We start from the raw sequence: 26,458 nt of genomic DNA on the forward strand, positions 1-26,458 counted from the left end.
CCAGATTACCCTTGGCGAATACCGAAGCTACGGATGTAATAGACGTTCGGTTTGGTGCCTGCTTCAGGTTTGAGTACCTGGGCGTTATGCAGCTTGATCAAACGGCTCACTTCGCTGTTTGGGTCGCTGATGTCACCAATCACGCGGGCGCCGGATGGGCAAGATTCAACACAAGCTGGCTGTAAGCCTTGGGCTTGGCGGTGGTCACAGCCAGTGCACTTCTCAACGGTACGGCGAGGGCGGGCAACTGGGTAGGTGTCGCCACGTTCAGGGTTCTCATGGGGAGAGCTGGTGGCGCCAGTGGCTTTGAGTACGCCCAGCGGTGAAGAGGTACCTTTGGCCACCAAAGCGGTGTCGTCTTGCCATTTGCGGTGTGGCTTGCTCTTGTTAAAGCTGATCACGCCGTAAGGGCAGGCTCGCATACAGCGCTTACACCCAATGCACTTGTCATTGTCGTGCAGAGTTAACCCGTTTTCCGCCTTATGCATGGCTCCTTTAGGGCACACTTTAACGCAAGCGGCGTTATCGCAGTGGTTACACAGAGTAGGGATGTAGCTGTAGTTCACATTCGGGAACTTACCGGTGGTCTCGGTTTTATGATGCGACCAGTGGATGCCGTCGGGCGTGTTGTTTTCTGTTTTACAACCTAAGTCACAGCCGCCGCAGCCAACGCACTTCTGTAGGTCGATTACCATTCCAAATTTCATAATGCTTTACCTTTTAAACCTTCTCAATGCGGATACGGATGTGACCGTAGAATGCTGAGGCGCCACTGAAGCGATCAAAACGGTTAGGAATAATGGTGTTGTTATTGCCACCACGAGCCTGTTTACCAAACTCTTTCGATGCGGCACGACCATAAGCCCAGTGGCCTTGACCGTAACACTTAGCAACTGAGCCCGGACGGATGCCTTCCCACAACGCTACTGTGCACTCGATGCTGCCAACGGTGCTGACTAAGCGGATCTTATCGCCGGTTTTCAGTCCCAGTTTTTCGCCATCGATGGGGTTGATCTTGGCGGTGTCTTCATCGGCCAGATCCCCGGGGTCGACATCTTTAAACTCGTAGTACCACGGTGAGTTGGCGCTGCGGCCCTCTAGGTTTAGGCGCGATTTCTGGTCAACCAGCAAGAGTGGGAACGCTTTGGCATCACCATCACGAACTGGTGCTTGGTAGTTCGGTACGAACGCAACCTGGTCGTAACCGGTGTATTCACAGGCTTCGATCACCTCGTTGACGTCAACATGATGCTTTTTAGCGTGTTTACCCAAGGCCTTTTCCAAGGTTTTGGAGTAAAACTCAAACTTGTGGGTTTCGGTTTTGAACTTGCTCCAGCGAGCTTTGGGTTTGTACTCGTGGGAGTTCCACACGCCTTTCTGTTTTAGCTCGTCCCATCCTGATAATTGGTCACCGTACTTGCCGCCGTCTTTGCCCCACAGTGGTGCGGTGACGTATTTAGCCAATAGCTCAGGGAACTCATCGATGTTGGCAGCTGGTTTGCCGGTTTCAGGATCCAGCAACTGTTCATTGATGTAGCGCCAAGGCAAGTCGAAGCCTTTCTCCGCCAGTTTCTGGGCCAGCAGGTAAGGCACTTCGCTTTCGTCTTGGCGAGTGTCATACAAACGCTCGATGGATGGCTTCTGCAGTGATATGTGGCTGACGCCGTTGCCAGCCGCATTGAGCACGCCCCATTTTTCAAACATGTGATGATTGGCGGGCAGCAGCAGATCGGCAAACCAGCTGAACTCACTGATGTTGGTAGTGATGTGTGCCATAAAGCCCACTTTCGACAGCGCCTGTTCCCACTGCTTGGTGTCTGGAGCAGAGAAAGCGAAGTTGTTGAAGTAAGCCAGCATTACTTCGATTTCGTACGGATCGGCAGCGTTAATGGAAGACGCGACGTTGGCAGTGACTACGCCTTTGCCGGATTTTCCCTTTTTCATTGCTGGCAACTCTAAGCGGCCACGCTGGTCGATTTTCTCGTGTTTCTTACCCTTTTTGGCGATGGCATCCATGTAGTCGGAGGCATCAGGGAAGTTTTTGTTCAGAGGGGTTTTGTTGTAGGGGAATACGCCACCTTCGTTGTCGACACCACCAAACAAACCGTTTAGGGCATGACAGGCCATGGAGGTATAGGTACCGCGGGTCTGCATTACGGCGCCACGGGCGGTCCACACCTGCACCGCTGGGGCTGCGGCGCCCATCTCTTCGGCGATTTGACGGATGTCATTGGCATTTAAGCCGGCAACGTCTGCTGCCCACTCTGGGGTATAGTCTTTCAGTGCTAGGTTCCACCACTTAACCAACCCGTAGGCATGGGCATCGGTAAAGGTGCTTGGATCCACCTCTTTACCAGCAACGAAGCGGTTCTTGCCATCGCTGAAATCGCCAACGAACGGCTTGTGCCACAGGCCTTTTACTAGGGCGTGATGAGCAATCGCCAGCGCCAGTGCGCTGTCTGTTCCGGTTTCAATTGGGATCCATTTGTGGGCTTTGGCAGCGGATGCGGACAGGCGTGGGTCAACGACGACGACCTTAGCGCGATCCAGAGTGTTACCCCATTCACTGGAGTAGAAGCTCACTTGACGGTTAGATGCAATAGGATCGGCACCGAAGCTCAAGATGTACTTGGTGTTTTTCACATCGTATTGCATGTAGCCCCAGTTGCCATCCATGTAGTACGGCCCCATTTTATGGGCTTCGGCACAGATGGAGGAGTGGGAGATGTTGTTTGGCGAGCCGATCATGGCGGTCATCTTGCTGTACAGCAGATCGTTACACAGTGAGTAGCGGCCACGCAGCAAGGCGTATTTATGGGTTTCGTTTTTCTCACGCAGTGCCATGATCTTATCGGCCAACAGATCCATCGCCTTATCCCAGCTGATTGGCTGGAACTGCGGATCTTGATCGTGACCTTTGTTGGGATTGGTTCGGATCATTGGGGTTTTCAACCGGTCTGGATCGTACACTTGCTGAAGATTCAGATGCTGGCGAGGACAGCTGGCGGTATCATGAATCTTAGAGTGGTGGTTACCACGAACCTTGATGGCGCGCCCATCCATGACGTAAACCTGCTTGGCGCACCATGAGGTACAGCCCTGACAGGTGGTTGGGTGCCAGCTTCCAGTGCCCGTGCGAAGATCCACACTCGGCAGCTCGGCGGCAATGGCATCAATCATTGGGTTAAGGGCAAAGGTGCCCGTAACGCCAGTGGCGATGGCTCCGGTAGCGGAGGCCTTTAGCAGTGAGCGACGACGGGTGTCGACGCCTTGCTTGTTAGTATTGTTCATCACTCTCAATCCTGTATATGCGTATTTACAGATATATTTATATTATATTTGCATGGCAGGATTGATATGAGCGAAATCACATTCTGGGAGTTACCCCAAAAGAGATAGATGAAAAGGATAGGGCAGATCTCACTTTTACTAGGGGCTGTTTATCTTTGGCGGTGAAATTTTGGTCTAGAATAACGGCTTTTAATCAAGAAAAACGATTGAATGCATAGTGGCTCTACGTCGAAATCGTTTGACGCAGAGTAGAAGCCGTTAATCAGATCCCGAAGGGCGCCCTGAAATTTCTATCTTCTATCTAAATCACACAAGTTGTTGAATCCAAGCCGAAAAGGCCAACTCATCACGCAAAAACAAGCGCAAAGGGTCAACAGCCCCTATCTAGGTGATCACAATTGCATTATTGAGAGTTTGGTGATCATTTAGACAAAATGTGTCGATAAAAAAGGCTACGAATACCGCGGCCTAGTCTCTGTTGAGGCAAACAATGAGAAATTAGATGACGAATTGAATTGGGAACTTAAGTTGCCGCCCCAAACTGAGGCGGCAACTTGGTTACAGCAAGATTTAAAACAGCTTAGCTGGGTCGACAATCAGAGCACGGTAGGATGGCTCAGTTTTGGCCATGGAGTTAACGGTCAGCTCTACTTTAACCTTGCCTGATTCAGTCACTTCGTTAATGAAGTGCTTACCTGGCTCACCAGTAAATAGACCGGCAGAGGCGGAGTACATGAAGAAGGTATCTTTATCGCCACGCCATTGGATGTTGGAGGTGATTGGCGAGTACCACTCGTAGCCACGCTCTTTGCCGTATTCGAAGGTCTGCTGAACCGTCATCTTCTCTTCGTCAATTTTGTACTCAACCCCGCGGGAATACTTCATGGTTGGCATGGCTGGCTGCTCAAAGTAGCGACCATCGCCATTGTCGAAGGAGACCAGAGTTCCTCGGCTGGTTAGCCATGAGGTGTGCTGCGTCCATGGGAAGTCGAAGTCGGTGTTTTGGCAGCGACCATTTTGGTCACAATCCAGTGGCTTGCCTTTGGCATCCACAGGCGTCAACACTTTGTCAGACAGTTCGCCCCAGCCCTTATTGGCGGCCAGAATCCAAACCACGTCGCCATTACGATCGACCTTGGCGGTACCTTGGTGGCGCATGGAGACGATGATGGTGTCGTCGCTGGCATCGTAATCGATGGAGTTGATGTGTGCCCAGTTACGGCCTGCGGCTACCCCTGGGAGGTCGCCAAATGGGGCATCGGGTTCGATGTCCATGGTTTCACCAGCGTGGGACTCATCTACGTTTAGGCAGACAGCGCCGGAGTCGAGACCTTTGAGTAGATCATCACGCATGTTGTTGAAGATCTTGTTGAAGTCCCAAATCTGCACCACATTACCGGTTTGGTCTACTTCCACGACGTGGTCGCGAACGGTGTCAACGCGCTTACCGTCTTCGCGCAGGTACTTCTCTTTGGCTACACGCAATAGGTAGTGGCCGTTTGGCATCTCCAGCATGGCGTGGGAGAAGCCGGTGAAGCCTCGAGGCATGTCGCGCTTAAAGACTTTACGACCCAGCATGTCATAACGGGCATAGTAGTGATCCTGGCCCCAGTACAGCTCACCATTGTCCGCAAGGTGGAAACCCATGGAGATCCCTTTGGTAGTCTCCTGATCGTAGACTTTGTCCCAATCCATGTACCAACGGATCTCACCCGCAGTATCGGTGACAAATACGATTGGGTAATTGTCCCAGCCAACGGTATTTTCATCGGCGCCTAGGTGATTCACAAGGTAGAGGCGATCTTTGAATTTGTTATCAACGGTAACCGGCTTTACCTCTGGGAAGGAGCGAGTTTGACCATCAAATAGCAGCTGTTTTACTGGGGCGGTTTTGATCTTGTAGGTCTCTTTGATCCGCTTGCCATCTTTCACGTACTCAACGGCAACGGTGTTGTTGTAGTCTGCATACAGGCCAAATACTGGAATACCGTTATGGGTGTTGATTGCCACCTGATCGACTGGGTATTCAACTGCAACCCCACCTTTTTTCGGTTCTACTTTGACGGAAACATCGGAGATGGAGTAGCCGTTAAGATCGATGATGGCGGTCAGTGGGGCAAAGTCATAAGGGTTTACCTTAACGATGCCGATCTCCCCTTGAGTTGCTACCGTAGTCAGGTACTTGTCTGCCCAATCATCGCCACCTGCGATAGCAGTGCCTTGAACGCCCAGTAAACCGATAGCCAGAGCGCTTGCGATAAGTGATTTTTTCATCATGAGTGTAATCCTTGTGTCGAAATTTTATGGTTAGAAGTTGTACTGCAGGGCGTAGAACAGGCCATCATGGAAGCCCTGTTTGCCAAGGTTGTTGTCGGCGTATTTGTAGGTCAGATTGGCAGACAGTTGCTCGCCAAGGTGCCATTGCAAGATGGCGGAGCCATTGAAGCCAAAATCGCTGCCGTCGCCGGAGAGCTCAAGATAGAGGTCATCGCGGCCGAAGTAGTGTTCTTGCCACCAGATGGCGGTAAAGGATTGACCCCAAAGTTCAAAGGGCTTAATTAGAGCCAGGTAGTTGTAGCCGCCGTTAAATCCGCCTTTAAAATCGGAATCGAAGTGCTTGTAGTCGGCCGTTACTACATGGCCACCGAAGGCGACTTGAGCATAGAGTCCGTTATCGAAGCTCTTGTCCCAGCTGATGCCCAGCAGGGTGTTGGTTTCCGACCAGACTGGCTTTTGCTTATTGAAGACTTGGCCATACCAGTTCCAATCAGAGTCGCCGATATTGATCTGACCGATGAGATTGATCTCAGAGCCGATCATCTCGGAGTCTTCGATATCTTCTAACTGTAGGTGAGCGTAGATATCGCCGAAGGCGTTGCCCGTTGCCCCTTTGATTTTGACGAAGCTGTTCTCGCTTTTGCCTTCACCAAAGTGCTGCTCTGCATTGCTGCCCCAGTCCATGACACCGGCTTCGACGGCCAACATCCCGGCTTGAGTGCTGGCTGACATAGCCAGCAAGGAGGCAAGCGCTATTGAGTTAATTTTCATCACTATTTCCTTGGAAGGGGTGCCCGCAAGGGGCACCTAAAGTTTTGGTATTATTTTTTGATTAGGCTGCGTACCCACCCGTAAGTCACAGCACCTAACGCACTGATAAAGCAGCCGTAGGCGATGATGCAGTACTGCGCCATGTTCAGACCCAGTAGGCTCCAATCGTCTTCACCACAGATGCCTGAAGGTTGGAATTCGTAGGGAAACCAGATGTGCATCGGCAGCCCCAGAGGGAATTTCGGCTCAGTGGAGCAGGCACCGCCGCCGCCACCTGCTGCAAATAGGTCGCCACCTTCGGCCATGACGTTATCTAGGACATGAGAGGCATCGTGCAAGACAGCCAATTCGATGGACCAGGCCATGCCTTGAATGACGGCATACCATGCCAGGGCCATGCCGATGACTTTCAGCGTTAAGTTGTTGGGCTTGATGGCAATAATGAGGCCAGAAATTAATATGCAAACTTGACTGAATCGGATGTAAACGCATATTTCGCATGGATCCATCTCTAAGAACCACTGGAAATAACCCATGGCAGAAAGAATAAGAAACAGCGCTGCTCCGCTCATTAAAAACCAAATCCAGCGTTGGTTTTGCCATTCAATTAATGTCTGAGTTGGATTGCTTTTTAAATTAGACCATTGCATGGTTAGGCTAGACATGTTTACCACCTTATTTATTTAGAAGTTCAGCAGTAAGTTCATCTAACATTTTCATGCTAGTAATACTTTGGGTGTTAATTAGGTACTTACCATTGATCACAATGGCTGGAATACCTTTGATTTTTGCTACCTCAACACCCTGGTCCCATTTCTTAAGAAGTTTTGTTACCTCAGGACTATTTTTAAGTTTGTTGAATTCAGCTTTAGTTATATCTAATTTATCTAATCCGAACTCAATGGTTTCATCTGCGGACTTAAATTTGATTTTCTTGTCATGAATCTGGCTGTAGTAGGCCATTTTAACGCTTTGGTATTGCTGAACTCCCAGTTGCTTAGCAACGGCAACTACCGTGGCTTTCTCTTTGCCGAAGGGTGGCTTAGTGGTGATGTGGTAAGCATCGTAGCTGACGTTATCAGGCAGATTCTTGATATAGGAAGGGATAACCGCTTTCTCATACTTGTAGCAGAAAGGGCAGTTGGTTGAGTAAATCTTTACAACTTGATTGGGGGCATTAAATGCGGCGTCGGTTAATTCCTCGTAGTGTTTCCCTTGCTCAAATTTAGCGGCAAACGTTGAGAAGGATAATAGTGATGCAATGGCGATGGTGAGTGTTTTTTTCATTAGATATTCCCTGCGTGAATTAGAGATTAATTTTGATGGGATAAGTCTAGATTTTGACACTCATAAGGACTGTGATAACAACAGGGATTGTTTTGGGGAATTATTTAACTTTTATGAAAACTTCCGTGACGTGGCACCCAGTTCTATTGACCACTAGGCAGACTGTGCCCTAGTTAACATTAATTATTGAGTTTTTGATGAATAATTTTCTCATATTTTTTGTGAACTGGAGCACAGATGAAACGGCAGCAACTAAAAAGCAAACGAATCTCCAATATTCTCGATAATGCCGAGAGTGCCATTATTGAGCATGGCTTGTTCTCACTGAGTCTATTGGAGCTAGCTCGCCAATCCGACTGCCCGGTAAATACCTTATATAACTATTTCTCCAGTCGGGAGGATGTGGCGGTTGGGCTGTTCAACCGTATGATCACTAAGTGGGGCGTTAAGGCGACGCAGGAGCTCACTATGGTGGATTGCGGTACCTTTCAAGAGCGCTTTTTAGCGATGCAGCTGGTCTGGGTGATCCGTGCTCGAGCAGAGGAGGATCGAGGCGGCATTCAGTTTGTTGCGGCGATGCCCTGTGTTTGGCAACACGCCTCGCACAAGCGCATAGCGACAACTCGTAATCTATTGGCTCAGTGGTATCAGCTGAATGAACAATTTCTGATGATGGCGCGCAGCCAGGGAATTTTGGAGGCGGATGATGAAGCTCTTCATCACAGCATCAATTTGGTGACCTGTGTTGAAAGAGGGTTCTCGCTGTTCTCAAATAATCATAATTTTCGTGACGAGATGCTGCAGTTGCCGGTGGCGTCGGTGTTAAAGGTGATGATTGCCAGTACGCAAGAGCTTAAGTGGCAATCGCCCCATGTTAATGTTGAGCGGGTTATTGAGTTGTGTGAGACGGTGATTACCACTTTGGAGAGCGCAGATGTAGATGAGTTTATTGCCAAGACAGAGGAGTCTTTGACGGACTCGGTATATTAGTGGCTCGAATGGTGAAGTGCTGATAAAAATGGGCATGATAAAGACCACGCCCACTCAATATTAGTCTAGGCTGACACCAATATTGGAGACGCCTGCATCGCGAATCTCGCGGCGCATCTCTTTGATGTCGTCGATGTTGGGCTCTGACTCGACCCATTCCAACAGTTGCCCCTGGATCGATTTCTCCTCCTGCATCATTTCGTGAGCAAAGATGAAATCGTCTAGGGCGCGACCTTCCAGTTCGGGCATCTCGGTCACCTCGATGTAGTTGGTGACGGTGGAGCTGGAGAGCTTGGAGACGTTGATCAGATCTTCTTCCACTTTCTGCTGCATGGCGATAAAGATGGTGGAAACGGCCACCACCGCGTCCATCGCTGGGTAGACGCCATACATATCGTGCTCGTCTGGATCTGGGGTGATGCCCTCTAGCTTTTCAATTTGCAGTTCGTAGTTCAGTTTCAGGCGGCGGCTGAAACTGCTTTCCCACAACAGGTCGAGGCAAGATTGAAGCTGAGCGGCGTCCTCGCTCTCGGTTGCGGCACAAAACAGTTGGAAGTTCGGCAGCATGCGCTCCGCCAGTGCGGTGGCGAACAGCTGCTTTTGATCCGCTGAGAGGGCCTTAATACGGCTAAAAAAGCCTGGTTGTTTGCTCATGTATGGATCCTAATTAAGCTGCCAATATGGGTTCGGCAGCGGATTCTACCTTGTTGAGTTCATCTAGCAACTCAAGAATTTCGGGTTCGACGTCAGCCACTTCCAGCCCTTGCTTTAGCTGTGACTCCACTTGAGCACACAGTTTTTGCAGATCGGGCACACCAGAGTAACAGGTGGCACCATGCAGCTTGTGCACGGTTTGCAGCAGTGCTTTACGGTCTCCCAATTGTAATTGGTCGTGAATTTGTTGCCGGTTTTCTGCCAAGCTGGCCACCAGCATGGTGAGCATCTCTTTGGCGAGATCTTCGTTGCCCCCTGATTGGGTCAGGGCCAGCTCCCAGTCGATGGCAGTGTTGACCTGAGGCTTCACCGTTTGTGTCCAGCGGCTGAGCATCTTCGCTAAGCTGGTTTCGTCGATGGGCTTGGTCAGAATGTCATCAACGCCACTGGCCAAGACTTGATCGCGCTCTTCACCCAGTAGGTGGGCGGTCACCGCCACAATGGGCGTTCGAGCATTGGGGCCACCTTCTCGGATACGCTCCGTCGCCTGAATGCCGTCGATGTCTGGCATCTGTATGTCCATGAAGATGATGTCGTATTCCTGCAGGCTGGCTCGCTCAATGGCAGCGGTGCCTGAAGATTGGATGTCGACGTCGGTCACCAACTCCTGCAGCAGGGTATCGATCAGCTTAAGGTTGGCGCGATTGTCATCCACCGCCAGTGTCTTCAATGGCTTTTTCGCAGCGGGCAGGGTTACTTCTGGGCTAGGTGCCGGCAGGTGTTGCGGTGCTTGATTGGTCAAGCTGGCATGCAGGCGGCGATGGCTCAGAGGTAACGTCAGGCTGTGATCGATGCCAAGCGCCCCGGTTTGGTTGGCCACTTCACTGTTATCACTGTCCAGTAGCAGCACCACGTTGTCACTGTGCTGGCGAACGCTGTCTAGGGTTTGCAGCATCTCCGCAGTGGGATCCGGTCGGCGCCATGCAATGAAGGCGTGGTCGTAGTGGCGGTCTTTCAGTAAGTTTCGAAGCTGAGGAGTGGAGCCACAGGAGAGGGTATCCATCTGCCAGCGTTTTAACTGTTGTACCAGATTATTGCGAGTCAGCAGGCGGGGCTCAAACACCAGAACGCGCTGGCGAGCCAGACTTTGAACTGGCAAGGGGTCGGAGATGGTGAACGGGCTTTTTTCCACACTTAAGGTAAACCAGAAGGTAGAGCCTTGGCCTTCGGTGCTGCTAAAGCCAATTTGACCATCCATGTGATTGACCAATCGTTTGGTGATCACCAATCCTAAGCCGGTGCCCCCAAAGCGGCGGCTGATGGAGCTGTCAGCCTGCCCGAAGGCTTGGAACAGCAGTGATTGCTGATCTTTACTGATGCCGATGCCGGTATCGGTCACTTCGCCGCGGATCAGCACCCGTTCTGGGGTCTCTTTGGCGCAATCCAACTGCAAGCGTACGCTGCCTTTGTCGGTAAACTTAATGGCATTATTGACTAAGTTGGTCAGAATTTGCTGCAGACGCATAACATCGCCATTTAAGCTGTCTGGGATGTTTTCGTCGATGTCGATAACCAGTTCCAACTGCTTTTCTGCGGCCACGGTGGACAGCAGTGACATGGTGTCATCAATGGCTTCTCGAAGGGCAAAAGGCATCTTTTCCAGCACCATTCTTCCCGCTTCCAATTTCGAAAAGTCGAGAATGTCGTTGATGATAGACAGTAGATTGCTGGCGCTTTTTTCGATGGTATTTAGGTAGTCTCGCTGGTTATCGTGCAGTGGGGTCTTGAGCAATTGGCGTGTAAAACCGATCACCCCATTGAGAGGGGTTCGCAGCTCGTGACTCATGTTGGCCATAAATTCCGATTTGACTCGACTAGCTTCCAAGGCGCGCTTCTTGGCGATGTCCAACTCGACGTTCTGAATCTCAATCTGCTCGAGGGTTTCTCGCAGATCTGAGGTGGCTTGGTCGATGTTCTGCTGCATCTCATTGTGGTACTCCCCAAGGGAGGAAGCCATGGCATTGATGCCCCGTTTGAGGTCGTCAAGCTCCCCAATCAGTTCACCTTGTAGGCGCAGATCCAGTTTGCCTTCACGAATTTTTGCCACCGCTTTTACCATGTCGGTGATGGGGCGGGTGACGTTTTTCATCAGGCGGAAGGTGAACAGCAGATTTAGTTGTACGCCAATCAGTACAATCACAAAGGCCCAAACGGCACCGCGGTACTGCTTTACTAGCGCTTCATGTTTGTTGATCTGAACCACCGCATAGCCTAACTGAGGCCGAGGTGGCACAACGCTGGTATTGGCATCCTCGTCGTTAGCGTTTTTCGAGGTGGCTGCGGCGGTGTTGTTGTTTGCTTGTGCTTGTTTTTTATCGTCGTCAGGGTGGGGCAGGTCATAGACTGGTGCCCGCATGATAACGTGATCGCCCACGTGCTCGACGTCCATCCCCTTGGTCAAATCGCGGTTGATGGGCAGCTTCACCATATCGAAATTTTGACGATATTGGCTGGTGGCAAACACTTGGTTTTCATTATCGAAGATCGCCACAAGCTGAACCATCATGGAGTTCTGCTTGTGGATCATGTCGATAAGCTTTTGGGCGTAGTCGCGGTTATTGGTGGACAGGCCGAAACTGGCCGCCATCGCCAACGGATTGATGATGTTGTGACCTCGAGTCATCAACGCATCGTCCAGTTCGGCGAAGCGGGTTAGGGTAAAGAAGCTGCCAAGCAGCACACCAATGAGAATGGTGGGAGCCAGTGCTAACACTAGAACCCAGCTTCTAAGGCTATATTTGTTGGCCCCGTTCATCTGTGGGACAATGCTCCCCTATTTATTCGCTATGTTTACCCTTGTATAGGGCGCTGTTGCCGTTCTAAGGCCTCAGGCGATCTCAGCGTAAGCCAATTGATCCCCCTATTGTAATCAACGGACCTTTCTATGGCACAGTTTTTTACCGCTAAGTCCAACAAACTTAAGAAGTTGTCAAAAAAAATCCGCCTCCAGCCTATCCGATTGGATCATAAAGGCCAAGGGGTGGCGGAACATCAGGGCAAAGTGGTGTTTATCCCTGGGCTTTTGCCAGGAGAGTTAGCAGAAGTTCAGTTGACCGAGCAAAAGAAGCGTTTTTCCCTAGGCAAAGTGGTTAAGCGCTTAACTCATGCCGAGGAGCGCATTGCTCCCCACTGCCAGCATTTTGGTCGCTGTGGCGGCTGCCAGATGCAGCATCTGGCAATTGATGACCAGCGCAGCTACAAGCAGAAAACCCTGCTGGATCTGCTGAAAAAGGTCGGCGGTGTTGAGCCCGAGCTGGTGGCGCCGACTCTCGTTGGAACACCGTGGCACTATCGTCGCCGAGCGCGTTTGGCGGTTAAGTTTGATAAGGGCTCGCTTCAGCTTGGTTTCCGTCAAGAGGGCAGTAACGACATTGAAGCCATTGAGCGCTGTCCCGTGCTGGTGTCAGCGTTCTCCGATTTAGTGGCGTTGCTGCCAGCTCTGGTGACAAGTTTGAAAGCCAAGCGCAATATCGGTCACATTGAACTGATTGAGCTGGATGACGCTAATCTAATGGTACTGCGCGTCACCAAGGCGTTGACTGCAGACGATAAACTTACCGTCAGTACTTTTGCTACCAAGCATCAGCTGACGCCACTGCTAGATAGCGGTGATGGCATCACCGAACTGGATGGTACCCCAACCACGCCGATGGCATTTCAAAGTGGCGACCAGTGGCAGCCACTAGACTATCTGCCTGGGGATTTTATTCAGGTTAATGACCAGGTAAACCGTCAAATGGTGGCGCAGGCGATGGAATGGCTCGCACCAACGAAAACCGATACCGTACTTGAGCTGTTTGCCGGAATTGGCAATTTCAGTGTGCCTTTGGCCGGTAGCGCCAAGTCGGTATTGGCCATCGAAGGGGTGGAGACCATGGTGGCTCGAGGCAATGCCATGGCGGCGAAACAGGGGCTTGATAACCTGCGCTTTTGCCAAGGCGATCTGAACGGCGACACCTTAGAGGCGGCGTGGTTAAAACCGGTGGATCTGATGCTGCTGGATCCCGCGCGAGCCGGGGCCAGTGGTGCGTTGGAACACCTTGACAAATGGAGTCCTAAGCGAGTGCTGTACGTCTCCTGCAACCCGAGCAGCTTAGCTCGTGATGCAAAACTGCTCACTAATCAAAAATATCGCCTCACTAGGGTTGGACTGGTGGATATGTTCCCGCATACTCAGCACCTAGAGTCGATGGCGCTATTTGAACGTGATTGATGCCAACTTCCTCTGATGGAGTGGCTCCACAGTGGGGTTGGCAGCTGTTTATGACAGAAAGTTAGCTTGAGGAAAGAGGGCCTTAGGGCAAGTAAGGAGGAGAGAGTCGATGGTATCGGTACGTCAGATCCATTTTGGGGAGCAACGCGTTGAATTGACCCAGTGGTTAGCACAGTTAGGCATGACAGAGGCCCTGACTGAGCAGCTTCACGACTGTTTCCGATATTGCACCGGCCTATCTGATGTCGATGACAAACAGCTGGAAGCCGCATTAGAGCGCGCTCGAGAGATGGTTGAGATATTGATGCCTCTGAACATGGACATCGATACCCTCGAAGCCTCAGTGCTGTTTATCTGCCTGGATGATGGTTTGTTGTCGCTGGAGCAACTGGAAGAGAGCGATTATGGCGAGCGCTTGCTGGGGCTCATCAAGAGTGTCCAGGTGATGGACGCCATTCGTACCCTGCAAACCGGCAATGGCATCAAAGCCTCCGAAAGCCAGATCGATAACCTGCGCCGCATGCTGTTGGCGATGGTGGAAGACGTTCGCGCCGTGGTGATCAAGCTGGCGGAAGGGGTGGTCATGCTGCGTGAGGTGAAAAACGCCGACGAGGAGACTCGAGTGGTGTTGGCCCGTGAAGTCCGTGACATCTACGCCCCATTAGCCAATCGTTTGGGGATTGGGCAACTGAAATGGGAGCTGGAAGATCTCAGCTTCCGTTATCTGCATCCAGATACCTACAAGCAGATCGCCAAGCTGCTTGATGAGAAGCGCATCGACCGTCAAAACTACATCGAGCAGTTTGTCTCTGGTCTTCAAGGGCAACTCGACACCGATGGCATTCGTGCCGAGGTCTATGGTCGACCTAAGCACATCTTTAGCATCTGGAAGAAGATGCAAAAGAAGAACCTAGCCTTTGATGAGTTGTTTGACGTGCGCGCCGTGCGCATCATCGCTGAGCGCTTGCAAGACTGCTATGCCGCTCTTGGGGTAGTGCATACCCAATGGCGTCACCTGCCTAACGAATTCGATGACTACGTGGCCACACCTAAGCCCAACGGCTACCAGTCGATACACACCGTGGTGCTTGGCCCTGAGGCGAAAAGCGTTGAGATTCAGATCCGCACCGAGCAGATGCACCAAGATGCGGAGCTTGGGGTAGCGGCCCACTGGAAATACAAAGAGGGTGGTGGCTCCGGCAAGTCCAGCGGCTTTGAGGATAAGATCAATTGGCTACGTAAGATTCTGCAGTGGCAGGAGGACGTGGTTGAAAGCGGCAACCTCATCGATGAGGTGCGCAGCCAGGTATTCGAAGACCGGGTGTACGTATTCACCCCCCGTGGCGATGTGATTGATATGCCTGCGGGCAGCACCGTACTGGATTTTGCCTATTACATCCACTCGGTGGTGGGGCATCGCTGCATCGGTGCCAAGATTGGCGGTCGCATCGTACCATTCACCACCTTGGTGGAGACTGGCCAGCAGGTGGAGATCATCACTGCCAAGCAGCCTAACCCGAAGCGCGACTGGCTGAATCCAAACCTAGGCTACATCAAAACCAGCCGTGCTCGGGCTAAGATCGCTCACTTCTTCCGCCTGCAGGATAAAGACAAAAACGCGGTGGCTGGCAAGGAGATGCTGGAAGCGGAGTTAGCTCGTCATGGTTTGACTCTGGATGATATCGACAGCGCCGTTAGTCGCTTTAATATGCATGCTAAAGAGGATCTGCTGGCGGCCATCGGTGCGGGTGACATTCGCCTGAATCAGGTGGTCAACCATATCCAGAGCCGTGCTAAGCGAGAGCATGACAGCGACGAAGAGGCGGTTGCTGAGTTAGTGACTCGCCCACCGACTAAGCCTCGGGCTAACAAAGGTCAAATCGAGGTCAATGGCGTGGGCAATCTGATGACTCACATCGCCAAGTGCTGCCAGCCTCTGCCGGGGGATCCCATCTATGGCTACATCACTCAAGGTCGCGGCGTGTCCGTGCATCGAGAGGAATGTGAGCAGTTAAAGGACTTGGTGGAACGTAACCCTGAGCGGGGCGTGGACGTGGTTTGGGGCGAAAGCGCCGCCGGCGGCTACACCGTCAGCATTCGGGTGATCGCCAATGACCGTAATGGTTTGCTGCGGGACGTTACTACGCTGTTGGCCAACGAAAAATCCAATGTACTGGAGATGCGCAGCCACAGCGATGCCAAGCAGAATACGGCGGCCATTGAGCTGAAATTGGAGCTGTTTAACATGGAGTCTTTGAGCCGTTTGATGTCGCGCTTTAGCCAGATTCAAGGTGTGATCGAGGTTAATCGGTTATGAGTGAGATGCAGCGCCTGCTGGATATCATGGCTAAGCTGCGAGACCCCGAGGGCGGTTGCCCTTGGGATCTCAAGCAAGACTTTGCCTCCATCGTGCCTCACACCTTGGAGGAAGCCTACGAGGTGGCTGACACCATCGAGCAGCAGCAGTGGCAAGCGCTTCCCGGTGAGCTTGGCGATCTGTTGTTTCAAGTGGTGTTCTACGCACAGCTTGGGAAAGAGCGGGACTGGTTCGATTTTGAGCAAGTGGCTAAAACCATCTGCGATAAGCTCGAGCGTCGTCATCCCCATGTGTTTACCCAGAGAAACATTCCAGAGTCTGAACTAAAGGCCAATTGGGAAGCGACCAAAGTACAGGAGCGTGCTGACAAAGGTGAGCACTCACTTTTGGACGACCTTCCTAAGGCGCTACCTGCGTTGTCGCGAGCCCAGAAGATTCAAAAACGGGTGGCAAGTGTCGGCTTTGATTGGGCTGAGCTACCTCCTGTGGTAGAAAAAATCTACGAAGAGGTGGATGAGGTGATGGCGGAAGTGGAAGGGGGCGACCCGGCCAGGCTTGAAGATGAAATTGGCGATCTGCTGTTTGCGGTGACAAACTTGGCTCGCCATCTAAAAGTTGACCCAGAGCAGGCCCTGCGCGGTGCAAACGATAAGTTTGAGCGCCGCTTTCGCGGAGTGGAAACCTTGGCCGCTGCCAGTGGTAAATCGATGCAACAACATGATCTCGATGAGTTAGAAAGCTACTGGCAACAGATAAAACAGCAGGAATTGCCGTAATCTGTAATTGTTCTGGTTTTGAGCCTCTGTTATACTGTTATCCCGTCCTAATAGTGAACTCCCACTAGTACGTATCATCTAATCTCAGGTTCAGCATGACTACAAATTATATCTTCGTGACGGGCGGGGTGGTTTCCTCGTTGGGTAAAGGCATTGCCGCAGCCTCTCTGGCGGCCATTCTTGAAGCCCGTGGTTTAAACGTAACCATTCTTAAACTGGATCCTTACATCAACGTCGATCCAGGTACTATGAGCCCAACTCAGCACGGCGAAGTATTCGTTACCGAAGACGGTGCCGAAACCGACCTGGACTTGGGCCACTATGAGCGCTTCATCCGTACCAAGATGAACCAGCGCAACAACTTCACCTCCGGCCGTGTTTACGCCGACGTACTTCGCAAAGAGCGTCGTGGCGACTATTTGGGCGCGACCATTCAGGTGATTCCTCACATCACTAACGCCATTAAAGAGCGTGTTATCTCCGGCGCTGAAGGTCATGACGTGGCCATCGTGGAAGTGGGCGGTACCGTAGGTGACATCGAGTCCCTGCCGTTCCTAGAAGCCCTGCGTCAGTTGAATGTTGAACTGGGCCGTGACCGTGCCATGTTCATGCACCTGACCTTGGTTCCTTATCTGTCTGCTGCGGGTGAAGTGAAAACCAAACCGACTCAACACTCAGTAAAAGAGCTGCTGTCCATCGGTATTCAGCCTGATATCTTGATCTGCCGTAGCGATCGCTTGGTTCCTGCCAACGAGCGCCGTAAGATCGCTCTGTTCTGCAACGTAGAAGAGAAGGCGGTTATCAACCTGAAAGACGTAGACAGCATCTATAAGATCCCTGCGCTACTGAAATCTCAAGGTTTGGATCAACTGGTCACCAAACGTTTTGGTCTTGAGTGCCCAGAAGCGGATCTGTCTGAGTGGGAACGCGTTATCTATGAAGAGGCGAATCCGACTGCAGAAGTGACCATTGGCATGGTTGGTAAGTACGTTGAGCTACCGGATGCTTATAAATCAGTCAATGAAGCCCTAAAACATGGTGGTTTGAAAAACCGCTTGTCTGTTACTATCAAGTACGTTGATTCACAAGACGTTGAAGCGAAAGGCACCAGCATTTTGGAAGGCCTTGATGGCATTTTGGTTCCTGGTGGTTTCGGTGAGCGCGGTGTGGAAGGCAAGATCATGGCCGCACGCTATGCTCGTGAGAACAAGGTTCCTTACCTGGGCATCTGTCTAGGCATGCAAGTGGCGTTGATCGAGTTTGCTCGTAACGTTGCTGGATTGAAGGACGCTCACTCTTCTGAATTTATGAAGCAAACTCCGCATCCAGTTGTGGGCTTGATCACAGAATGGGTTGACGAAGAAGGTAATGTAGAAGAGCGCAGTGAAGATGCAGACCTTGGTGGAACCATGCGTCTGGGTGCTCAACTGTGTCACCTGAAACCAGGTTCAAAAGTTGCAGAGCTGTATGGCGGCGAAACGTGCGTTGAACGTCATCGTCACCGTTATGAAGTTAACAATAACTATCGTAAACAACTTGAGGAAGCGGGTCTGTCTTTCGCAGGCTTGTCGACCGATAAGAAGTTGGTGGAAATCATTGAGATCCCGCAGCACCCTTGGTTTGTTGCAGGTCAGTTCCACCCTGAGTTTACTTCGACCCCTCGTGATGGACACCCTCTGTTCGCTGGATTTATCAAAGCGGCAGGTGAGTTCCAGAAGGGCGAGCTAAACTAACAGCGTATTGATGTGAGCGGCCGGTCTTGGCTGGCCGCTAATATTGACTTGATGAAGTAAGTGGGCAGTAACCAAGCACTTTTTCAAGTTGGTGTTAATAGCAATCCCATTAGTTATTTGGTGTGTTGTAGGGATTGCGAGCCAGATACCTAATGAGATTGTTAATTTAAACTCTGTATAGGAAATTTGTGTAATGGCAAAGATCATTAAGATTGTCGGCCGCGAGGTTATGGATTCTCGTGGTAACCCAACCGTAGAAGCAGAAGTGCATCTGGAAGGTGGGTTTATGGGTATGGCGTGTGCGCCATCCGGTGCTTCTACCGGTACCCGTGAAGCGCTAGAACTGCGTGATGGCGACAAGTCTCGTTACATGGGCAAAGGCGTACTGAAAGCCGTTGCTAACGTAAATGACATCATTGCTCCTGCTCTGGTAGATTTTGATGCCAAAGACCAGCGTGGCCTGGATCAGAAGATGATCGAGCTGGACGGTACCGAGAACAAAGACAAGCTGGGCGCCAATGCGATTCTGGCGGTTTCTCTGGCTGCTGCTAAAGCGGCGGCTGCGGCTAAAGGTCTGCCTCTGTACGCTCACATTGCTGAGCTGAACGGCACTCCTGGTCAGTACTCCATGCCTCTGCCGATGATGAACATCCTGAACGGTGGTGAGCACGCGGACAACAACGTTGATATCCAAGAGTTCATGGTTCAGCCAGTAGGTGCGCCAAGCTTCCGTGAAGCCCTGCGCATGGGTGCTGAGATCTTCCACAACCTGAAGAAAGTTCTGAGTGCCAAGGGCATGAACACTGCCGTTGGTGACGAAGGTGGTTTCGCTCCTAACTTGGCTTCTAACGCTGACGCTCTGGCGATCATCAAAGAAGCGGTTGAAGCGGCTGGCTACAAGCTGGGTACCGATGTGACTCTGGCACTGGATTGTGCGGCTTCTGAGTTCTACAAAGACGGTCAGTACGTACTGAGCGGCGAAGGTAAGAGCTTTGATTCTAACGGTTTCTCTGACTACCTGGCTAAGCTGACCGAAGAGTACCCAATCGTTTCTATCGAAGACGGTCTGGACGAGTCTGACTGGGATGGCTGGGCATACCAGACTCAAATCCTAGGTGACAAGATCCAGCTGGTTGGTGATGACCTGTTCGTAACCAACACCAAGATCCTGAAGCGCGGTATCGACAACAAGATCGGTAACTCCATCCTGATCAAGTTCAACCAGATCGGTTCTCTGTCTGAAACTCTGGACGCCATCAAGATGGCCAAAGACGCTGGCTTTACTGCGGTTATCTCTCACCGCTCCGGTGAAACCGAAGATGCAACCATCGCTGATCTGGCGGTAGGTACTGCAGCTGGCCAGATTAAGACCGGTTCTCTGTGCCGCTCTGACCGTGTTGCTAAGTACAACCAGCTGCTGCGTATTGAAGAGCAACTGGCTGGCAACGCGCCATTCCGTGGTTTGAAAGAGGTAAACGGCCAAGGTTAATTCCTAGCCCGAAACTCTGTTAAAAAAGTCGCCCTCGAGGCGACTTTTTTGTTGGTCATTTAAAACCATTCTTAGATTTTCGTTATTTGCCGTTTTAGCGCTTTTATTTTTGCTGAGCTTAGGTCAAGATCGTCGGCTTGAACTACTTTGGTATAACTTCGGCTTTCTTTTTCAAACCTATGGATGAGTGATGCGATTACTGTTACTGATTCTTACTCTAGCGCTAGGCCTGCTCCAATATCGCTTGTGGTTTGGGAATAATGGCTATGCGGAGATCACTCGTCTTGAGGTGCAGATTAAAGAGCAGCAACTGAGTAACCAGCAGTTGGCTGAGCGTAATCAGTTGCTTAAGCAAGAAATTTCCGACCTCAGAGATGGGCTGGAGTCCGTTGAAGAGCGTGCTCGCAATGAGCTGGGAATGGTCGGTGAAAATGAACAGTTCTTTAGGGTAATCAAACGGCCTAAAGCAAATAACAACTAAGCCGTTTATGGAGTCACAATGACGTTTCAATTGGGGCCTGTCGTTGCCGTGGTGCCCGCTGCTGGCATTGGCAAGCGCATGGGGGCGACGATGCCCAAGCAGTACCTACCTTTGGTAGGCAAACCCATTTTATCCCACACCTTGTCGCTGCTGTTATCTCACCCTCGAGTGGATCGCGTGGTGGTGGCCATCAATCCCGATGATGAGGTTTTTGCTTCGCTGCCGGAGGCGAACCACCCCAAGTTGTCGGCGGTGGTCGGCGGGGGAGAACGGGCTGATTCGGTGCTGTCAGCGCTCAATAGTATCGAGGATGAGCAAGCGTGGGCCATGGTACATGATGCGGCGCGGCCCTGTTTGAGCCATGCTGATATCGATGCGTTGATTGAGCAGGTCGGCGCTCAAGGGGCGATATTGGCAGCCAAGGTGCGAGACACCATGAAGCGCGGCGATGCCAATGGCAACATTGATCATACTGTAGAACGAGAGGCGCTATGGCATGCATTAACGCCACAACTGTTTCCGGTTAAAGCGCTTCGAGATGCGCTGGTTGATGGTTTGGCGCAGGGCGCGGCCATCACCGATGAAGCCTCGGCCATGGAGCGTTTAGGTTGGAAACCAAAGCTGGTTGAAGGCCAAATTTCCAACCTTAAAGTTACCCACCCGAGCGATCTTAAGATGGCAGAATTACTGATTCAGGAGACCCTATGATCCGCATTGGTCATGGATTTGATGTCCACAAGTTTGGTGGTGAGGGGCCTGTTACCCTCGCCGGCGTGAAAGTTCCTTATGAGCAAGGTCTGCTGGCTCACTCCGATGGTGACGTGGTGCTGCATGCTATCAGCGATGCACTATTAGGTGCCCTGGCACTGGGAGATATTGGTCATCACTTCCCAGATACCGACCCTGAATTTAAAGGTGCCGACAGTCGAGTGCTACTGCGTCACTGTTTCAGTTTGGTGCGTGAGCGTGGCTTTAAATTGGGTAACTTAGACGTCACCATCATTGCTCAGGCTCCCAAGATGGCTCCGCACATCGAAGCGATGCGACGCAATGTTGCTGACGACCTTGAAGCTGAACTGTCTCAGGTCAATGTGAAAGCCACCACCACCGAAAAGCTTGGCTTTACTGGGCGCGCCGAAGGCATCGCTGTTGAAGCGGTGGTATTGGTTACCCATGAGTGAGTATCAACTGCCGACTTGGCATTACCTCCATGGTAAACCCAGTGCCACAGCTCAGCTGAGAACCTTGCCGGAAGACTTTCAAGTTGATGAACTGATTCCTTTTAGTGCCGATGGCCAGGGTGAACATCACCTTATCCACATTAAAAAGCGACTGCTGACCACTCATCAGGTTGCTAAGCAGCTGGCAGCCTTTGCTGGGGTGAAGTCGATGGACGTCTCCTGGGCAGGGCTAAAAGATAAGTACGGCGTCACCACCCAGTGGTTTAGCGTGCGCATTCCCGGTAAGGAAACGCCGGATTGGCATAGCCTAAATGATGAAAATCTGCAGGTGCTTGAGGCACTTCGCCACAGTCGAAAATTGCGTACCGGTGCCCTGTCTGGCAACCGTTTTACCTTAACGCTGCGCGAGGTGAGTGATCGGGAGTCCGTTGATGCTCGTCTTGAACGGATCGCCGAACAGGGAGTGCCAAACTATTTCGGTGAACAGCGCTTCGGTCATGGCGGCCGCAATGTTGAGCGTGCTGCCGAGATGTTCGGTGGCCGCCGGGTGAAAGATCGCAACAAGCGCAGTATCTATCTGTCTGCGGCTCGAAGTTTTCTGTTTAATCAGATCGCCTCCATGCGTCTTGAGCAGCATGGTACGGCGCTGCTACCTGGCGATACCCTGATGTTTGCTACGGGCAACAGCCAGTTTAAGTCTGAGGTCGATGATGCCAGTATTCTGGCGCGTTATCAGGCAGGTGAGCTCAGGTTAACCGCGCCGCTGGCGGGCAGCTATCAGAGTCAGGGCGATGCGGCGGATGAATTTGAGCAAAATGGGTTGTCTCAGTGGCCTGAGCTGGTTTCTGGCCTAGCAAATGCTCGCATAGCTCAAGAGCGCCGCTCACTGCTGCTGAAACCACAAGGGCTTAAGTGGCACTGGCAAGACAATCACTTAGTGCTTAGCTTTTTGTTGCCTCCAGGCAGTTATGCAACCGCAGTACTGAGAGAGCTGCTCGACTATAAAGATATGCAAGCCTTTGAAAATCAAAGCATTGAAAAATAAACCGCGAACGGATAAAAATAGCCAACTATGAAGATCTTAATTAGTAATGATGATGGTGTGCACGCACCAGGCATCAAAGCCCTGACGGATGCATTGAGCGAGTTGACCGACGTGATGACGGTGGCACCAGACCGCAATTGCTCTGGAGCCAGTAATTCGTTAACACTGACCAACCCCCTTCGTGTGCAACAAGTGGAGAATGGCTATTACTCCGTGAACGGCACGCCAACGGATTGTGTGCATCTGGCCATTCGAGAGCTAATGGATACGGAGCCGTGCCTAGTGGTCTCAGGCATCAATGCTGGCGCCAATTTAGGTGACGACACTCTGTATTCAGGTACCGTGGCCGCAGCCATGGAGGGCCGTCACCTAGGGCTACCTACGATTGCCGTGTCTTTGGTTGGTCGAGAGCTTACGCATTACCAAACCGCTGCTAACTTTACGCGTACTCTAGTGGAAGGCCTACTAAAGAACCCCCTGCCATCCCATAAGATTTTAAATATCAATGTACCAGACCTGCCTGAAGCGGAGATTCAAGGGGTAAAGGTGACTCGACTGGGGGCGCGTCATAAGGCGGAGGGGATGATTAAAACTCAAGATCCCGCCGGACGTGATATTTATTGGTTGGGGCCTCCGGGTCAACAGCAGGATGCGGGAGAGGGCACCGACTTTCATGCGGTGGCCAATGGCTATATCTCAATTACCCCGCTCACGGTTGATTTGACCGCCCACGAGCAGCTGGCATCCCTAACTCAATGGGTGGACAAGCTCTAATGGTGAAAAATGGCGCTGCTTACGGGCAGCGATTGGCTCAGCAGCTGGCGCAGTCCGGGATCTGTGATCAACAGGTACTGACGGCCATTGCCAATACCCCTCGTCAGCTGTTTGTTTCTGGTGCGTTAACATCAAGAGCTTTTGAAAATACTGCTTTGCCCATCGGTCAGGGACAAACCATCTCTCAGCCCTATATTGTGGCTCGGATGACCGAAGTGCTTTTGAGGGATCTTCAGAGTGGGCCTGTGCTTGAAATTGGTACTGGCTCTGGTTATCAGTCGGCCATTTTGGCTCAATTACTGCCGCAGCTGTGCACGGTAGAGCGCATTAAAGCTTTGCAAATTGAAGCGCGTAGGCGATTGAAAAAGCTCGATCTTCACAATATTGCCTTTAAGTATGGCGATGGTTGGAAAGGCTGGGAGGCCAAAGGCCCGTTTTCAGGTATTATCGTTACTGCTGCTGCCGCTGAGATCCCTCAGGATCTGCTTTTGCAGTTGGCAGACGGTGGCCGTATGGTGATTCCCATTGGCGAACAGGAGCAGGTGTTGCATCTTATCACTCGCCATGGAGACCGTTTTATGAGTGAAGTACTCGAATCCGTGCGTTTTGTCCCTTTGGTGGCGGGTGAAACTCAGTAGACTAAACAAACAGCGCTCCGTGTTAGCGCTGTTTGCTTTTGGGGAGGGGCTGATTTTGCCCCTACCTCTGGAATTGATGCTTGCGCCTCTGTGTAGGCTTTACCCCAAACACGCTTGGGGGTTTGCATGGGTTGCTACTGTGTTTACCTCTTTGGGAGGCTTGGTGGCCTATGGAGCCGCTTGGTTTGCCGCTGAGCAATGGGTATGGCCTTTGGTTGAGCGTTGGGGCTATGAGTCGGCTCTGAATGAGATGCTGGAACTGGTACGCTCATACGGTCCTTGGGTGTTGGCGGTAACGGGGTTGACGCCACTGCCCTTTAAACTGGGCACGTTGGCCTGTGGGTTATCAGGTGTTGGGCTAATTCCGGTGCTATTAGCCGCATTAGTAAGCAGGGTCAGTCGCTATCTGTTGGTGGCATGGATCGCAACCAAGTCAGGGCAACTGCCTTGGGGCGGGCGATACTTTGGTTGGTTTGTTTTAGGGCTATTTTTGTGCGTAATGTTGTTGTTTCTTTAATTACAATCACCGTACTTCTTGGGGTGAGTGGCTGCTCATTTCAAGCGAATACCCCTGCGCCAGTGGAAACGTTATACACAGGCAAAACCTACAAAGACAAAATGAAGGGCAGCCTTAAACAAAGTCGCTATCAAGTTCAGAGTGGGGATACTTTATATTCTATCGCATGGGCGTCTGGACGTGATTTTAAAACGCTGGCTAAACTCAACAATTTACATTCGCCATATACCATTCAGCCTGGGCAAACCCTTAACTTGTCTGGCCAGTTGCCAAAGCCGCGGCCTGTAAGGCCTAGCACAAAACCGAATAAAATATCGAAAGTTCCAAAGCCAGCGCAATCTCAAACTGTCACCAAAACAAAACAAAAAGAAAATGCTAAATCTGTTGATCCCAAAAAGTCTCAAGGGTATGCTTCAACAACGAATTCACAATTTACTAACAATAAATCCACTTTTGATGGCTCAGGCAAAATCAGTCGTTGGAGCTGGCCCACTAAGGGAAAAGTGATTGCCAGTTTTTCGTCGACGGCTCAAGGCAGGCAAGGGTTGGATATTGTTGCGAGAGAAGGTTCTCCAATTGTGGCTTCGGCTGCAGGCAAGGTGGTTTATGCTGGCAGCGCATTACGGGGTTATGGTCAACTAGTGATCATCAAGCACAACGATGAATTTCTTAGTGCTTATGCCCATAATAAAAAGATATTTGTTAAAGAAAAACAGGAAGTTAAATTAGGTCAAAAGATTGCAGAGATGGGCAGTAGCGACAGCGACAGAGTGAAGCTTCACTTCGAGATTCGTTATCGAGGCAAACCCGTTGACCCAATGAGATATCTTCCAAAGCTGTAAGCTTTTTAAAGGGACGTCAAGGTACATGGAGGCTTTACCGTGAAGTAAACAATCTGGTTTGGGACAAATTGGGAGACTGGCCAATGAGTCGGAATAGCAAGCGATACAATAGTGCTGTAGCCGTAGCGATCGATAAGGATGAGATGGTTTTGGGGACTGACTCTTCCGCAGCAACGACTAAGACAAACAGCAAACAAGACGAGTCCGTAGATCAACTGGTTCAAGACGATCTGCAGAAGAACCTAGACGCCACTCAGCTCTACCTGAGTGAGATCGGATTTTCTCCTCTGCTTACCGCAGAAGAGGAGGTCTATTACGCCCGCCGCGCGCAGAAAGACTGCGCCAAATCTCGCAATCGTATGATTGAGAGTAACCTTCGCCTAGTCGTTAAAATAGCCCGCCGATATAACAATCGAGGTCTGCAGCTGCTTGATCTGATTGAAGAGGGCAACCTAGGACTGATTCGTGCCGTGGAGAAGTTCGACCCAGAACGAGGTTTCCGTTTTTCAACATACGCCACGTGGTGGATTCGACAGACCATCGAGCGCGCCATCATGAACCAGACACGAACCATTCGTCTGCCGATTCATGTGGTCAAAGAGCTCAATGTTTATCTGCGAACGGCACGAGAGCTGGCACACAGCCTGGACCATGAGCCAACTGCTGATGAGATCGCGGCTAAGCTGGATAAGCCTGTGGAAGACGTCAGCAAGATGTTGAAGCTGAATGAAAAGATCAGCTCTGTGGATACGCCGATCGGTGGTGACTCTGACAAAGCGCTGCTGGACATCATCGCGGACGATGACGGAGCCAGCCCGGAAGTTCAGGTGCAGGAAGACGACATCCAAGACTCAGTAGTGAAATGGTTGGATGAATTGAACTCCAAGCAGCGGGAAGTACTGGCGCGTCGATTCGGGTTGTTGGGCTACGAGCCTTCCACGCTTGAGGACGTAGGGCGTGAGATCGGTTTGACCCGTGAGCGGGTTCGCCAAATCCAGGTGGAAGCGCTACGTCGTCTTAAAGATCTGCTGGGCTCTCAGGGCCTTAATAGCGAAGCGCTGTTCCGACAGTAAACTTGACGTAACTGAATTAAAAAACGCGGCATCTAGCCGCGTTTTTGTG

Annotated in this window: 23 protein-coding genes; 15 read left to right on the top strand and 8 right to left on the bottom strand. The window is 51.3% G+C overall.

Annotated features, from left to right (window positions below; all coding sequences use genetic code 11):
- Positions 1-5: 5 nt before the first annotated feature.
- The 6 genes from arrB to FCL42_RS09530 form a co-directional block, all read right to left on the bottom strand.
- Positions 6-707, bottom strand: coding sequence for an arsenate respiratory reductase iron-sulfur subunit ArrB (arrB, locus tag FCL42_RS09505; protein ID WP_136863176.1), 702 nt, complete (start codon positions 705-707; stop codon positions 6-8).
- A gap of 13 nt (positions 708-720) precedes the next feature.
- Positions 721-3,291, bottom strand: coding sequence for an arsenate respiratory reductase molybdopterin-containing subunit ArrA (gene arrA / locus FCL42_RS09510; RefSeq protein WP_136863177.1), 2,571 nt, complete (start codon positions 3,289-3,291; stop codon positions 721-723).
- Positions 3,292-3,861: 570 nt separating this feature from the next.
- Entirely contained in the window at positions 3,862-5,568 is a 1,707-nt protein-coding gene (locus FCL42_RS09515; RefSeq protein WP_229359821.1) for an aryl-sulfate sulfotransferase, read from the bottom strand.
- 30 nt (positions 5,569-5,598) lie between these two features.
- On the bottom strand, positions 5,599-6,339 hold the full coding sequence (locus tag FCL42_RS09520; RefSeq protein WP_136863178.1) for a nucleoside-specific channel-forming Tsx family protein: 741 nt from the start codon (positions 6,337-6,339) through the stop codon (positions 5,599-5,601).
- A gap of 50 nt (positions 6,340-6,389) precedes the next feature.
- A complete protein-coding gene (locus FCL42_RS09525) occupies positions 6,390-7,004 on the bottom strand; it encodes a disulfide bond formation protein B (protein WP_136863179.1) in 615 nt (204 codons plus the stop codon).
- Between the two features lie 10 nt (positions 7,005-7,014).
- A complete protein-coding gene (locus FCL42_RS09530; RefSeq protein ID WP_136863180.1) occupies positions 7,015-7,626 on the bottom strand; it encodes a thiol:disulfide interchange protein DsbA/DsbL in 612 nt (203 codons plus the stop codon).
- Between the two features lie 237 nt (positions 7,627-7,863).
- Between FCL42_RS09530 and FCL42_RS09535 the strand changes: the two genes are divergently transcribed.
- A complete protein-coding gene (locus FCL42_RS09535) occupies positions 7,864-8,616 on the top strand; it encodes a TetR/AcrR family transcriptional regulator (RefSeq protein WP_136863181.1) in 753 nt (250 codons plus the stop codon).
- Between the two features lie 60 nt (positions 8,617-8,676).
- On the opposite strand, the gene FCL42_RS09540 is transcribed toward FCL42_RS09535, so the two are convergent.
- The gene (locus FCL42_RS09540; RefSeq protein ID WP_136863182.1) at positions 8,677-9,270 is read right to left on the bottom strand and encodes a YjaG family protein; all 594 of its coding nucleotides are present in this window, start codon (positions 9,268-9,270) and stop codon (positions 8,677-8,679) included.
- A gap of 13 nt (positions 9,271-9,283) precedes the next feature.
- Positions 9,284-12,085: a two-component sensor histidine kinase BarA gene (gene barA / locus FCL42_RS09545; protein ID WP_136863183.1), complete on the bottom strand. Its 2,802-nt coding sequence runs from the start codon at positions 12,083-12,085 to the stop codon at positions 9,284-9,286.
- 129 nt (positions 12,086-12,214) lie between these two features.
- Between barA and rlmD the strand changes: the two genes are divergently transcribed.
- From rlmD to rpoS, 14 genes are all read left to right on the top strand, one after another.
- Entirely contained in the window at positions 12,215-13,543 is a 1,329-nt protein-coding gene (rlmD, locus tag FCL42_RS09550) for a 23S rRNA (uracil(1939)-C(5))-methyltransferase RlmD (RefSeq protein ID WP_136863184.1), read from the top strand.
- Positions 13,544-13,652: 109 nt separating this feature from the next.
- Positions 13,653-15,860 carry a GTP diphosphokinase gene (gene relA, locus FCL42_RS09555; RefSeq protein ID WP_136863185.1) on the top strand — a complete coding sequence of 736 codons (2,208 nt, stop codon included), beginning with the start codon at positions 13,653-13,655 and terminating at the stop codon, positions 15,858-15,860.
- Complete coding sequence (mazG, locus tag FCL42_RS09560; RefSeq protein WP_136863186.1) at positions 15,857-16,636, top strand: nucleoside triphosphate pyrophosphohydrolase; 780 nt, start codon at positions 15,857-15,859, stop codon at positions 16,634-16,636. Before relA ends, mazG begins: the two co-directional genes overlap by 4 nt.
- A 95-nt stretch (positions 16,637-16,731) precedes the next feature.
- On the top strand, positions 16,732-18,369 hold the full coding sequence (locus FCL42_RS09565) for a CTP synthase (RefSeq protein ID WP_136863187.1): 1,638 nt from the start codon (positions 16,732-16,734) through the stop codon (positions 18,367-18,369).
- 193 nt (positions 18,370-18,562) lie between these two features.
- Entirely contained in the window at positions 18,563-19,858 is a 1,296-nt protein-coding gene (gene eno, locus FCL42_RS09570) for a phosphopyruvate hydratase (protein ID WP_136863188.1), read from the top strand.
- A gap of 190 nt (positions 19,859-20,048) precedes the next feature.
- Positions 20,049-20,339, top strand: a complete 291-nt coding sequence (gene ftsB, locus FCL42_RS09575; RefSeq protein WP_136863189.1) for a cell division protein FtsB — start codon at positions 20,049-20,051, stop codon at positions 20,337-20,339.
- 18 nt (positions 20,340-20,357) lie between these two features.
- On the top strand, positions 20,358-21,047 hold the full coding sequence (gene ispD, locus FCL42_RS09580) for a 2-C-methyl-D-erythritol 4-phosphate cytidylyltransferase (protein ID WP_136863190.1): 690 nt from the start codon (positions 20,358-20,360) through the stop codon (positions 21,045-21,047).
- Entirely contained in the window at positions 21,044-21,520 is a 477-nt protein-coding gene (ispF, locus tag FCL42_RS09585; RefSeq protein WP_136863191.1) for a 2-C-methyl-D-erythritol 2,4-cyclodiphosphate synthase, read from the top strand. Before ispD ends, ispF begins: the two co-directional genes overlap by 4 nt.
- A complete protein-coding gene (locus FCL42_RS09590) occupies positions 21,513-22,565 on the top strand; it encodes a tRNA pseudouridine(13) synthase TruD (protein WP_136863192.1) in 1,053 nt (350 codons plus the stop codon). The genes ispF and FCL42_RS09590 overlap by 8 nt, the downstream gene beginning before the upstream one ends.
- Positions 22,566-22,592: 27 nt before the next feature.
- Positions 22,593-23,339, top strand: a complete 747-nt coding sequence (gene surE / locus FCL42_RS09595) for a 5'/3'-nucleotidase SurE (protein ID WP_136863193.1) — start codon at positions 22,593-22,595, stop codon at positions 23,337-23,339.
- Positions 23,339-23,977 (top strand): protein-L-isoaspartate(D-aspartate) O-methyltransferase, encoded by a 639-nt coding sequence (locus FCL42_RS09600; protein WP_136863194.1) that lies wholly within the window; start codon positions 23,339-23,341, stop codon positions 23,975-23,977. The genes surE and FCL42_RS09600 overlap by 1 nt, the downstream gene beginning before the upstream one ends.
- On the top strand, positions 23,964-24,494 hold the full coding sequence (locus tag FCL42_RS09605) for a YqaA family protein (RefSeq protein WP_136863195.1): 531 nt from the start codon (positions 23,964-23,966) through the stop codon (positions 24,492-24,494). Before FCL42_RS09600 ends, FCL42_RS09605 begins: the two co-directional genes overlap by 14 nt.
- Positions 24,470-25,336, top strand: a complete 867-nt coding sequence (locus tag FCL42_RS09610; protein WP_136863196.1) for a peptidoglycan DD-metalloendopeptidase family protein — start codon at positions 24,470-24,472, stop codon at positions 25,334-25,336. The genes FCL42_RS09605 and FCL42_RS09610 overlap by 25 nt, the downstream gene beginning before the upstream one ends.
- A gap of 83 nt (positions 25,337-25,419) precedes the next feature.
- Positions 25,420-26,409 carry an RNA polymerase sigma factor RpoS gene (rpoS, locus tag FCL42_RS09615; protein WP_205729250.1) on the top strand — a complete coding sequence of 330 codons (990 nt, stop codon included), beginning with the start codon at positions 25,420-25,422 and terminating at the stop codon, positions 26,407-26,409.
- The last annotated feature ends 49 nt before the right edge of the window (positions 26,410-26,458 follow it).

The sequence above is a fragment of the Ferrimonas aestuarii genome (assembly GCF_005116665.1).
Classification (GTDB): domain Bacteria; phylum Pseudomonadota; class Gammaproteobacteria; order Enterobacterales; family Shewanellaceae; genus Ferrimonas; species Ferrimonas aestuarii.

Excerpts from the sequence above, each read along its gene's own strand:
- arrB (WP_136863176.1), bottom strand. The coding sequence starts at position 707 with ATGAAATTTGGAATGGTAATCGACCTACAGAAGTGCGTTGGCTGCGGC.
- arrA (WP_136863177.1), bottom strand. The coding sequence starts at position 3,291 with ATGAACAATACTAACAAGCAAGGCGTCGACACCCGTCGTCGCTCACTG.
- FCL42_RS09515 (WP_229359821.1), bottom strand. The coding sequence starts at position 5,568 with ATGATGAAAAAATCACTTATCGCAAGCGCTCTGGCTATCGGTTTACTG.
- FCL42_RS09520 (WP_136863178.1), bottom strand. The coding sequence starts at position 6,339 with ATGAAAATTAACTCAATAGCGCTTGCCTCCTTGCTGGCTATGTCAGCC.
- FCL42_RS09525 (WP_136863179.1), bottom strand. The coding sequence starts at position 7,004 with ATGTCTAGCCTAACCATGCAATGGTCTAATTTAAAAAGCAATCCAACT.
- FCL42_RS09530 (WP_136863180.1), bottom strand. The coding sequence starts at position 7,626 with ATGAAAAAAACACTCACCATCGCCATTGCATCACTATTATCCTTCTCA.
- FCL42_RS09535 (WP_136863181.1), top strand. The coding sequence starts at position 7,864 with ATGAAACGGCAGCAACTAAAAAGCAAACGAATCTCCAATATTCTCGAT.
- FCL42_RS09540 (WP_136863182.1), bottom strand. The coding sequence starts at position 9,270 with ATGAGCAAACAACCAGGCTTTTTTAGCCGTATTAAGGCCCTCTCAGCG.
- barA (WP_136863183.1), bottom strand. The coding sequence starts at position 12,085 with ATGAACGGGGCCAACAAATATAGCCTTAGAAGCTGGGTTCTAGTGTTA.
- rlmD (WP_136863184.1), top strand. The coding sequence starts at position 12,215 with ATGGCACAGTTTTTTACCGCTAAGTCCAACAAACTTAAGAAGTTGTCA.
- relA (WP_136863185.1), top strand. The coding sequence starts at position 13,653 with ATGGTATCGGTACGTCAGATCCATTTTGGGGAGCAACGCGTTGAATTG.
- mazG (WP_136863186.1), top strand. The coding sequence starts at position 15,857 with ATGAGTGAGATGCAGCGCCTGCTGGATATCATGGCTAAGCTGCGAGAC.
- FCL42_RS09565 (WP_136863187.1), top strand. The coding sequence starts at position 16,732 with ATGACTACAAATTATATCTTCGTGACGGGCGGGGTGGTTTCCTCGTTG.
- eno (WP_136863188.1), top strand. The coding sequence starts at position 18,563 with ATGGCAAAGATCATTAAGATTGTCGGCCGCGAGGTTATGGATTCTCGT.
- ftsB (WP_136863189.1), top strand. The coding sequence starts at position 20,049 with ATGCGATTACTGTTACTGATTCTTACTCTAGCGCTAGGCCTGCTCCAA.
- ispD (WP_136863190.1), top strand. The coding sequence starts at position 20,358 with ATGACGTTTCAATTGGGGCCTGTCGTTGCCGTGGTGCCCGCTGCTGGC.
- ispF (WP_136863191.1), top strand. The coding sequence starts at position 21,044 with ATGATCCGCATTGGTCATGGATTTGATGTCCACAAGTTTGGTGGTGAG.
- FCL42_RS09590 (WP_136863192.1), top strand. The coding sequence starts at position 21,513 with ATGAGTGAGTATCAACTGCCGACTTGGCATTACCTCCATGGTAAACCC.
- surE (WP_136863193.1), top strand. The coding sequence starts at position 22,593 with ATGAAGATCTTAATTAGTAATGATGATGGTGTGCACGCACCAGGCATC.
- FCL42_RS09600 (WP_136863194.1), top strand. The coding sequence starts at position 23,339 with ATGGTGAAAAATGGCGCTGCTTACGGGCAGCGATTGGCTCAGCAGCTG.
- rpoS (WP_205729250.1), top strand. The coding sequence starts at position 25,420 with ATGAGTCGGAATAGCAAGCGATACAATAGTGCTGTAGCCGTAGCGATC.